6 protein-coding genes are annotated in these 9,383 nt (G+C 77.3%); 1 reads left to right on the top strand and 5 read right to left on the bottom strand.

The window, feature by feature from the left end:
* From ACFP2E_RS10900 to ACFP2E_RS10880, 5 genes are all read right to left on the bottom strand, one after another.
* The coding region (locus ACFP2E_RS10900; protein ID WP_378539333.1) for an FtsX-like permease family protein at window positions 1–2,913 on the bottom strand (2,913 nt) is incomplete at its 3' end.
* Entirely contained in the window at window positions 2,913–5,210 is a 2,298-nt protein-coding gene (locus ACFP2E_RS10895; protein ID WP_378524549.1) for a hypothetical protein, read from the bottom strand. The genes ACFP2E_RS10895 and ACFP2E_RS10900, both read right to left, overlap by 1 nt.
* Window positions 5,207–6,163, bottom strand: a complete 957-nt coding sequence (locus tag ACFP2E_RS10890) for an ABC transporter ATP-binding protein (protein WP_378524550.1) — start codon at window positions 6,161–6,163, stop codon at window positions 5,207–5,209. The genes ACFP2E_RS10895 and ACFP2E_RS10890 overlap by 4 nt, the downstream gene beginning before the upstream one ends.
* Entirely contained in the window at window positions 6,160–7,050 is an 891-nt protein-coding gene (locus tag ACFP2E_RS10885) for an ABC transporter ATP-binding protein (RefSeq protein WP_378524551.1), read from the bottom strand. Before ACFP2E_RS10885 ends, ACFP2E_RS10890 begins: the two co-directional genes overlap by 4 nt.
* Before the next feature lie 82 nt (window positions 7,051–7,132).
* The gene (locus ACFP2E_RS10880) at window positions 7,133–8,440 is read right to left on the bottom strand and encodes a hypothetical protein (RefSeq protein ID WP_378524552.1); all 1,308 of its coding nucleotides are present in this window, start codon (window positions 8,438–8,440) and stop codon (window positions 7,133–7,135) included.
* A 25-nt stretch (window positions 8,441–8,465) separates the two neighbouring features.
* Between ACFP2E_RS10880 and ACFP2E_RS10875 the strand changes: the two genes are divergently transcribed.
* Complete coding sequence (locus ACFP2E_RS10875; protein ID WP_378524554.1) at window positions 8,466–9,365, top strand: hypothetical protein; 900 nt, start codon at window positions 8,466–8,468, stop codon at window positions 9,363–9,365.
* Window positions 9,366–9,383 lie beyond the last annotated feature (18 nt).

The raw sequence follows: 9,383 nt of genomic DNA, 5'->3' as shown, positions 1-9,383 counted from the left end.
GTCGACCACGCCGAGGGTCACGGTGCGCAGGACGACGTACTGCGCGAGCGTGCCGGCGGCGAGCCCGGCGACCGCGGTCGCGCCGAGCGCCACCGCGAGCTCACGCACGACCGCCGACACGACCGAGCGCCGCGGGACGCCGACGACCCGCAGCGACGCGGCGTCGCGCCGGCGGGCGGGCAGCTGCACGGCGGTGCTGACGAGCAGCCCGGCGAGCGCCATCAGCAGCACCAGCACCGCGACCACGGCGTACAGCCGCAGCGTCAGTGCGTAGGCGCCCTGGTCGAGGGTGCGCTGCACCCCGGCCAGCGTGGTCTCGAGGGAGGCGCCGCGGTCGCGGAGCCCGTCGAGCACCCGCTCGGGGGTGTCGGCGCGGGCGAGCACCAGCACCGGGGCGTCCTGCGGATAGATCTCACGGTCGGTGGTCAGCATCCGGTAGTCGATGAGCAGGCCGCTCGGCCCGAGGAGCGGCACGCTCGCGGCCGTCGCGACCGGGTCCACCGGGAACTCCGTGGCGCTGGTCGAGCCGAACGCCCCCTCCTGGGTGCCGGCCGGGGCGTCGACGCCGGCCACCACCGGCAGCTCGGGCGTCACCCCGCCCGCAGCGAGCTGGAGGATGACCGGCGAGCCGCCCGAGTCGGTGTCGAGGACGAGCGCCCCGTCGCGCGTGTCGAGCCCTGTGATGGCGTCGGGCGACGAGGCCCGCGGGGCCGGCCCCCAGCCGGCGCCCTCGAGCGCGTCGGTCAGCGGCTCGCCGTCGACGGCCACCTCCTCGACGACGACCCGGCCGCCCAGGGTCAGCGGCAGCGTGGCGCCGCCGCCGAGCGTCATCCCGTCGAGCCGGCAGCCCTCGGCGCAGTACGGCGCGGGCTGGCTGCGGGTGGTGGCGCGACCCTCGGGGTAGGGGCCGAGGAACAGGAAGTGGGGCCGGTCCCCCGGCACGTCGAGCCGCAGCCGCAGGTGCAGCTCGCCGCCGACCTCGGCCCGGTTGTCGACCCGCACCGAGACCCGCCGGCCGGTGACCTCGGGCACCGCCGCGGGCAGCCCGAGCCGGTCCGCCACGTCGGCGGAGCCGAGCCCGGGCGTCCACTGGTCCTGCCAGGCCGCGACGCGCTCGAGCCGCTCGGTGTCGAGGACGGCGTACGTCGGTCCGAGGGTGCTGAGCGTCCCGGCCGCCATCAGGTGCTCGCCCTCGGGGTCGAGCTCGTGGGTGAGCGCGACGGTCTGGTTGAGCGGCAGCGGCGAGCGCCACACCTGGTCGGCCGGCGCGGTCGTCGCGGCGACGCTGGCCCGCCAGTCGGCCGCGGACTGGTGCACCCCGGCCCCGAAGACGCAGATGGCGATGGCCGCGGTGACCGGCAGGATCACCAGGGTGCCCTCCTGCCGCCGGCTGAGCGCCCGGGCGGCGACGTACGCCGGGAGCGAGCGGGAGCCGCTCCGGCGCCGGGTCCAGCGGCCGGCGGCCAGCGCGGTGCCGCGGGTCGCGGCCAGCCCGGCCACCAGCGCGAGCAGCACCGGCAGCACCAGGTCGGTGGCGTCGGGACGGCCCGGCCCGGAGCCGGTGAGCGTGGCGACCAGCACCGCGGCGGTGACGGCGAGCAGCGCGAGCTGGAGGACGAGGCCCGCCCGGCCGGTGCCGCGCGGGCGCCGGACGCCGGTGAGCTGCTCGGACAGCGAGGCCCGCAGCACCAGCCCGACGGCGAGGACGGCCACGAGCACCGACGCGGCGACGACGGCCAGGCCGGCGAGCCAGGCGGCGGCCGGCAGCGGCAGCGGCAGGCCGGGCACCAGCCACCAGCGGACCAGGCCGAGCGCCAGGCCGACGCCGAGCACGGCCCCCAGCGGGGTGGCCAGCGCCAGCAGCAGCAGTGGCTCGGCCAGCCCGAGCCGCCACAGCTGCGGTCGGCTCAACCCGCGCAGCGAGGCCAGCGCGAGCTCGGGGAGCCGGAGGTCGGCCGCCGCCATGAGCAGCCGCAGCAGCAGCGCCATCGCGACCAGCACCAGCGACACCACGGCGGGCGTGACCGAGGCCCGGGCCGTCTCCTGCTGCGCGCGGGTCTCGTCGGCGATCAGCTGCAGGTCGTTGACGGGGCCGCCGCGCAGCCGGCCGCCGGCCACCACGGACTCGGCGTCGGTGATGGCGCCCGCGGTCGCGACGGCCACGTCGAGATCGGCCAGGGTGAGATCGGGCGGCGCCTCGAGCAGCCGGTCGACCTCGACCTGCCACGCGGCGGCCGGCAACCCCTCGAAGGACGCGGGCACGGTCACCAGGGGCGCCGCCTGGTAGGGGATCTCGACGCCCGCCGACGTGGTCTGTCGCGGGATGGAGCCGAAGCGCTGCAGGTCGAACCAGTAGTCGGCCTCGTCGTCGGGCGCCTGGTAGGTGCCGACCACCGTGACCTTCCCGACGGGGGCGGCCAGCCCGACCGTGTCGCCGACCTCCAGCAGGTTTCGGTCGAGGTCGCCGGCGAGCATCAGCACCTCGCCCGCGCGCTCGGGGCAGCGACCGGCCACCTCGAGGTGGTTGCAGGCGTCGGGGGTGGCCAGCAGCCGAGCCAGCCCGACGAAGTCGGCCTCGACCTGAACGGTCTGCAGCCGGGTGCGCGGCGTCCCGAACGGGCCCGCCGCTTCGCTTGCCGCCTCGACCGCCGCGGCCTCGGCCCGGGCCGGGGTGGCGCCGGCGCCCGGCTGGTAGGTCCAGGCGAGGCCGGTGAGCGGGTTCGGCGCCTCGCCGAGCCGGGTGACCAGGTAGGAGCTGGTGACCGCCGACTGGAACACCGGCCCCAGCACGGCCGAGCCGATCGCCATCGCCGTCAGCAGCAGCGACCCCGCCGAGAGCAGGGCGCGGGAGCGCAGCCCACGGAGCAGCGTCGGCAACATCGTCGGCAACATCGTGGGCGACCTCCTGGGCATCAGGCACCCTCCTCGCGCAGGGTCGCCGGCCGGGTCGCGTCCGGGTCGCTTCGCCGGGCGAAGCCGGCCACCACGGCGACCACGGCGGCGGCGACACCGGCCACGAGCAGCAGCGGGGCGGCGGAGGGCGCGGTGCCGAGCGGCGGCGTGTGCGGCAGCCCGGTGACCAGTGCGCGGGCGGCCAGCAGGTCCGGCAGCAGGACGGCCGCGGCCACCAGGCCGCCGAGCCCCACGGCGGCCAGGGACACCACCACCAGCACGGCCAGCTCGACCCGCACCGCACGTCGTACCAGCCGGGGCGGCACCAGCAGCAGCCGCAGCACGGCGACCTCGCGGCGGTGGGCGGCCTTCTGGCGGGCGACGGCGCCGGCCGCGGCGAGCAGGGCCACGGCGAGGCAGAACCCGGCGACGAGGACGTAGGAGCGGGCGGCCGCGGCGCCCACCTCGCGGCGTACGTCGGCGCGGACGGTGGCGAGGTCGCGCGGCTCGCTGCCCGTGGCGTCGGCGAGCCGGTCCAGCAGCGCGCCCGGGGTGTCGGCCGCGGCGAGCACCATCACCTCGGCGACCGGGACCGTGGGGGGCGCGCCGGCCGCGGCGCGCGGCAGGTCGGCGAGCACGCCGTCGGCGCCGACCAGGGGCAGTGCCGGCAGCCGGTCGAGCACCCGGGCGGGCAGGTCCTCGCCGCCCGGCGAGTCCAGCACGGGGTCGTCCGCCCAGGTGGCGGACGCGGTGGCCAGCACGGGGACCGCGGCCCCACCCGGGTCGCCGGGGAGGGCGGCCTGCCGCCACTGGCCGGCGACGGCGAGCAGCCCGTCGGCGACGCGCACCGGCCCGGCCGGCGCCCCGTCGGCACCGGCGGCCTCGGGCGTCCAGTCCGAGGCCAGCAGGTCGGTGCCGCCGAAGTCGAGGCTGGTCACCACGAACGGCAACGGCGCGTCGTCGAGGCTGCGCTCGAGGCGCAGCCCGGTGACCGTGCAGCCGAGGTCGCAGGCGGGGACGGTGGCCCGCGCCGTCGCGGGGCGCCCGGTGAGGTCGAGCGCCACGGTGGCGAGCACCGAGCCCTTGCGCAGCGCGGCATCGCGGTAGCGCACCACCACGCGCGGCCGGAGCCGGCCGGCGTCCCTGCGGCTCACCCCACGCACCGTCATCTCCAGCCGGCGGCCGGACACCTCGAGCGAGCCCGCGCGCAGGTCGCCGAGCCGGTCGGCGAGACCCGAGGCGGGGGTGCCGGCGAGGAAGTCGCCGGCCACGGCGTCGTACCTCGCGGTGTCGAGGAAGGCGCGGCGGGCGGGGACGCTGCCCTCGCCGGCGACCAGCGCGGCCGCCATCAGGTGCTGCCCGTCCGGGTCGAGGTCGCGGGTCAGGGCGAGGGCGTCGGACACGTCGCCGTCGAACGGCACCGCGAGCGGCGCCGCCGCCCGCAGCCTCGTGGTGTCCTCGGTCCACTCGGCGACCCGGGCCCCGCCGGTCAGCGCCACCGCGGCGACCACGCCGGCGGCGACCACCAGCCGCAGCGCCGTCGCCGCGTCCGGGACGCGGGCCAGTCGCCGAGCCGCCAGGAAGCCCGCCAGCCCGCGATGGCCGGAGCCGGCCACGCCCACCCCGGCGGCCAGGTGCACCAGCCACACCGCGAGCTGGCCGCAGGCGAGGCCCACCAGGGCGGGTCCCCCCAGCACGAGCCAGTCCGGTCCGCCGGCGGTGGAGTCCGGGGAGGCGGCCGGTCCGGCCCCCCCGTAGAGCGCCACGGCCGCGCCGGCGAGCAGCAGCACCTGGCCGAACAGCGCGAGGACCCCGGCCCGTCCCGGCCGCTGCTCGGGACGGACCTGTGACTCCAGCGGCTCCCGGAGCGCCCGGGCCGCGCCCGCGACCACGGCGACGAGGGCGACGGCGACGACGCCCGCGGTCCAGCGCAGCGCCGCCTGGACCATGGCCGCCGTCAGCGGCCCGGCCCCCGCGGCGACGGCCACGCCCGCCCCGAGGACGAGGCCCAGCGCGGACCCGGCGAGCAGCGCCAGCAAGGGCTCCGCCGCCAGCACGACGTGCAGGGACGCGCCGGTGAGCCCGCGCAGCCGGGCGAGGGCGATCTCCGGCCGTCGCGCGGCCGCGAGCTGCAGACCCGTCTCGGGGACGGCGACCAGGCCGAGCACCAGCAGCGGCACCGCCACCGCCGGGGAGGTGCCGGTCGCGGCGGCCACGGCCACCAGGGCCACGACGCCGGCGACGACCACGGCCGTGAGCAGGAACAGGGGCAGCAAGGTGCCCCGGCGGGACCACGCCCCGCGGATGGTGCGGGTCATGCAGGTCCGACCGGGCGGCGGAAGGCGGCGTGCGCGTCGGACTCGTCGGCCCGGTCATCGGCCCGGTCATCGGCCCGGTCATCGGCCCGGTCATCGGCCCGGTCGTCAGCCGGGTCGTCGGCCGGGTCGTCGGCCCGGTGGCGTCCGGGCCCGGCGACCCCGACCGGGGCCAGGTCCTCGACGGCGCCCGCCGGCTCTGCGGGCTCGCCCGGTCGGTCGTCCAGCTGGTCCGGCTGGTCAGCGGCGACGAGACGCCCGTCGTCGAGCGCGACGTGGCGGTCGCAGGCCTCGACGACAGCGGGGTCGTGGGTGGCGACGACCACCACGGCGCCGCGCAGCGCCTCGGCCCGGAGCTCGCGCAGCACCAGCGCCCGGTTGCCCTCGTCGAGCTCGCTGGTCGGCTCGTCGGCGAGCAGCACCTCCGCGCCGACGCACAGGCCGCGGGCCAGCGCGACCCGCTGCATCTGGCCGCCGGAGAGCTCCTCGACCTGCCGGTCACCGAGGTCGGCGATGTGGAACCGGGCGAGCGCGGCCTCGGCCCGCTCGTCGGCGTCGGCCGGTGCGACGCCGCGGGCGCGCAGCGCGACCGAGACGTTCTCGCGGGCCGACAGGATCGGGACCAGGCCGTAGACCTGCAGCACGAAGGCGACCTCCGGCCGCGGGTCGCCGGTGCCGCGCCAGGTCGGGGTGCCGGCGTACGTCGCCGTGCCCGACGTCGGCTCGACGAGGCCGCCGGCGATGCTGAGCAGCGTCGTCTTGCCCGACCCGCTCGGCCCGGACAGCGCGGTCATCTCGCCGGCGCGCAGCTCGAGGTCGATCCCCTCGAGCAGGGTCCGGGAGAGCACGTAGGAGACGCCACGGATCTCGAGGCTGCGGGGCTCGAGGCTGCGGGGCTCGATGCTGCGGGGCTCGATGCTGCGGGGCTCGAGGCTGTGGGGCTCGTGGCCGGTCACGCCCGGACCTCCTCGGCGTCGGCGGGCCGGCTGACGACGAGCCGGTCGACGTCGTCGGGCTCGATCCGCACCAGCGTCCCCTGCGGCCACTCGGCCGCGAGATGCGCCGGCAGGTGGACGACACCCTCGGCGCCGATGACGACGTACTCGGCACCGTCGCGACCCTCGGCGCCGACCCGGCCGCCCTTCATCGTGACGGTGCGCGGGAAGGTGGCGGCGACCTCGGGCTGGTGGGTCACCACCACGACGGTGGTGCCGAGCTCGTCGCCGAGCTCGTGGAGGAGCGCGATGACCTGGTCGCGGTCCTCGTGGCTGAGCTGGCTGGTGGGCTCGTCGGCGAGCAGCAGCTGCGGGCCGGTCGAGACTGCGCAGGCGAGCGCGAGCCGCTGCCGCTGGCCGCCGGACATGGTGCTGACCACCTGGTCGGCCTGCGCCGCCAGCCCGACCCGGGCCAGCAGCTCGACGTCGGGCCGGACCTCGCGGCGCTCGGCCGCCGAGAGCGCGAGTCGCGCGAAGGCGACGTTCTGCCGGGCGGTGGCGTAGGGGAGCAGGTTGCGGGTCGAGCCCTGCAGCATGGTGCTGACCCGCCGGGCGCGGACCCGTGCGAGGAAGCGCTCCCCCATCCGGGAGATCTCCTCGTCGCCGAGGAAGATCCGGCCGGCGCTGGGCTTCTGGATCCCGCCGAGCAGCGTCAGCAGCGTCGACTTGCCGGAGCCGCTGGGGCCGAGGAAGGCGACCCGCTCGCCGGCCTCGATCGTCAGGTCGACGCCCTGCAGCGCCACGACGTCGTGGCCCTCGAAGGTCCGGTAGAGATGGACGACGCCCTCGCAGCGGATGCCGATCCCGCCGGGTCTGCCCGGCTCCCCCACGTCGTACGCCGCGCCCAACGCCTCTCCCCCTGAATCCGGGCCCCTGTGGCCAGGGGTCAGCAGACCCTAGACCGCGGTGCCCTCGCAAGCGGGTATCCGGTCAGCAGCCGAGCCGCTCGGCCTCCCGCGTCGTGAGGTAGCGGCCCCGCGGCAGGTGCTCGCCCATCACCTCGCGCTCGGTGCCGGGCGTGCGGACCCGCTGCACGGCGTGGGCGAAGTCGGGGTCGGCGAGCTGGTTGCGCATGACGAGCGCCGCCGTGGGACGCGCCCCGAACGGCAGCCAGGTCAGGCCGCACTCGCGCCGCGCGTTGGCCGGCCGGTCGTGCGGGGTGCTGACCACGACCGTGAACCAGCCCCGGTCGTCGACCGCGACGCCGCTGTCGTTGACGCAGCCGATCGTGTCGGTGACGCCATACGGCTGCATCGACACCGAGCAGAGCGACCAGTAGCGCACCTGGCCCGCCTCCATGACCGGCTCCCCGTCGTACGTCGCGGGGACGCGCGGCAGCCGACCCCGCAGCACCAGCACCGGACCGTGCTCGCGGGCCATGAACGTGTAGACGTAGGCGTTGTTGCCGTCGCTGAAGAAGCCGCCGCGGCTCTCCGCGCCGTACGCGTCGGCGAGGGTGGGGCTGAACTGGTTGAGCATGGTGCGGGGCACGTTGAAGAAGCGCTCCCAGTGGGGCCGCGGCCGGGCGGTGGTGTAGTTCGGGACGGTCGGGCCGCCCGAGCGCCGGTCGGTGCGCGTCACACCCGTCGACGGCTGCTGCGTCTGGAGCGTGCACGCGGCCGGCTGCTCGACCTCGCTCCCGTCCGGCAGTCGCAGCGCCACCTCGGGCAGGTCGACGCCACCGAACTGGTCTCGGCCGCGGTCCGGCAGGTAGACCCGGTAGACCAGGCTGCCGGAGAGCCGCGGCTGCCCGTCGTCGCCGAGGTGGACGGTGTTGGGCTCCCGGTCCGCCGGGTCGGCCGGGGCCGGGTCGGCCACCACCCGGACGGTGTAGTCGCGCAGTGGCCGGTCACGGCGGGAGCCGACCCGGAACGGGTTGGTCGACCCCGCCTCCGGCTCGATGTCGACGTCGGCGAGCGCGTCGATCGGCTGGAACTGCTCGTTGTAGGCGTTGAAGCTCGAGTAGCGGGCGTGCGGGTAGCGACCCCGGACCACCAGCTCGCCGCCCGGCGGCAGCGCGACCCGGCCGAGGTAGTAGTTCACGCCGGTGTCCGGGTAGAAGAGGTTGCCGTTCTCCTCGTCGAACACGCTGGTCCAGAAGCAGTCCTGCGGCTCGTCGGCGGCGGCCGCGGGTGGCGGGGAGCCCGCCGGTCCGGTTGCCGCCAGCAGGCCGGCGGCGAGGGCGAGGGTGGTCAGGACGCTGCGGATCCCCATACCCGCGGCAACGACGGCGGCCACGCCGAGTCACGGCTACGGTGACGCCATGCGTGCGGCGCTCCGGCTGCTCCTGGCGGCCTCCGTGCTCGTGGCGGCGGGGTGCGGCGACGCTCCCGCTGCCCCGGACGCCCTGCCGCCCTCCCCCTCGATCTCCACGCTCTCGCCGCTGCCGATGCCCGACACGGGACCGCCGGCCGGCGAGGTCGTCGCGGACCTGCGCCAGTCCTCGCGCGACGCAGCGCTGGGACGGTTCCAGGTGTGGGTCGGCAACGGGCTCGGCGAGCCGGTCACCCCGACGTCGGTGTCGTACGTCGACCCCCGCTTCCGCGGACCACTCCCTGGCGGGCGGCTGCGCGAGATCCCGGCGGGTTCCGAGCGGGGCTTCACCCTCGCCCAGCCCTCGAGGCCGGCGTGCGGTGCCGGGGCGGGACAGGCCCGGTTGCTGCTGGGCTGGGCGGGGCGCCGGCTCGTCGTTCCTGTGGAGGACGAGGCGGACGTCGTCGACCGCTACGTGACGGGCCGCTGCCTCGAGCTCGACGTGGCCCGGGTCGCCCGGCTCTCGTTCGCCGAAGAGGTCCGCTCCGTCGGCGGCGAGGGCGCCCCGGGAACCCTGGTGCTCGTCGTCGAGCCGACCGGCCGCGCGACTGAGCGGGGCAGCCGGCTCACGATCGACACGGTCACCGGAACGCCGGTCCTCACCGCCGCCGGGCAGTCCTTCTGGTCGCCGGGGGTCACCGTCCGCAGCGACGGGCCCCGGGTCGCGGTGCCGCTGACGGTCCAACCGGCCCGCTGCGACGGGCACGTGTTCGCCGAGTCCGGCGGCGCGACGGCATTCCGGGTCCGGCTCACCCTCGACGGCGAGCCCGGTGAGCTCGTCGTCCGGATGTCACCCGCCGGGGCCGCCGCCGCGCTGGCCTTTGCCCGCGAGTCCTGCGGCCTGAACTGAGCTCCCCCGCCCGGGCGG

It is taken from the genome of Nocardioides sp. GCM10027114, assembly GCF_042659625.1.
Taxonomy (GTDB): domain Bacteria; phylum Actinomycetota; class Actinomycetes; order Propionibacteriales; family Nocardioidaceae; genus Nocardioides.
The sequence above is the reverse complement of the archived record's forward strand: the minus strand, read 5'-3'. Positions and strand labels throughout refer to the sequence as shown.

What these genes read in the sequence shown, in the direction of transcription:
- ACFP2E_RS10875 (WP_378524554.1), top strand. Translation starts at nt 8,466, where the DNA reads ATGCGTGCGGCGCTCCGGCTGCTCCTGGCGGCCTCCGTGCTCGTGGCG.
- ACFP2E_RS10895 (WP_378524549.1), bottom strand. Translation starts at nt 5,210, where the DNA reads ATGACCCGCACCATCCGCGGGGCGTGGTCCCGCCGGGGCACCTTGCTG.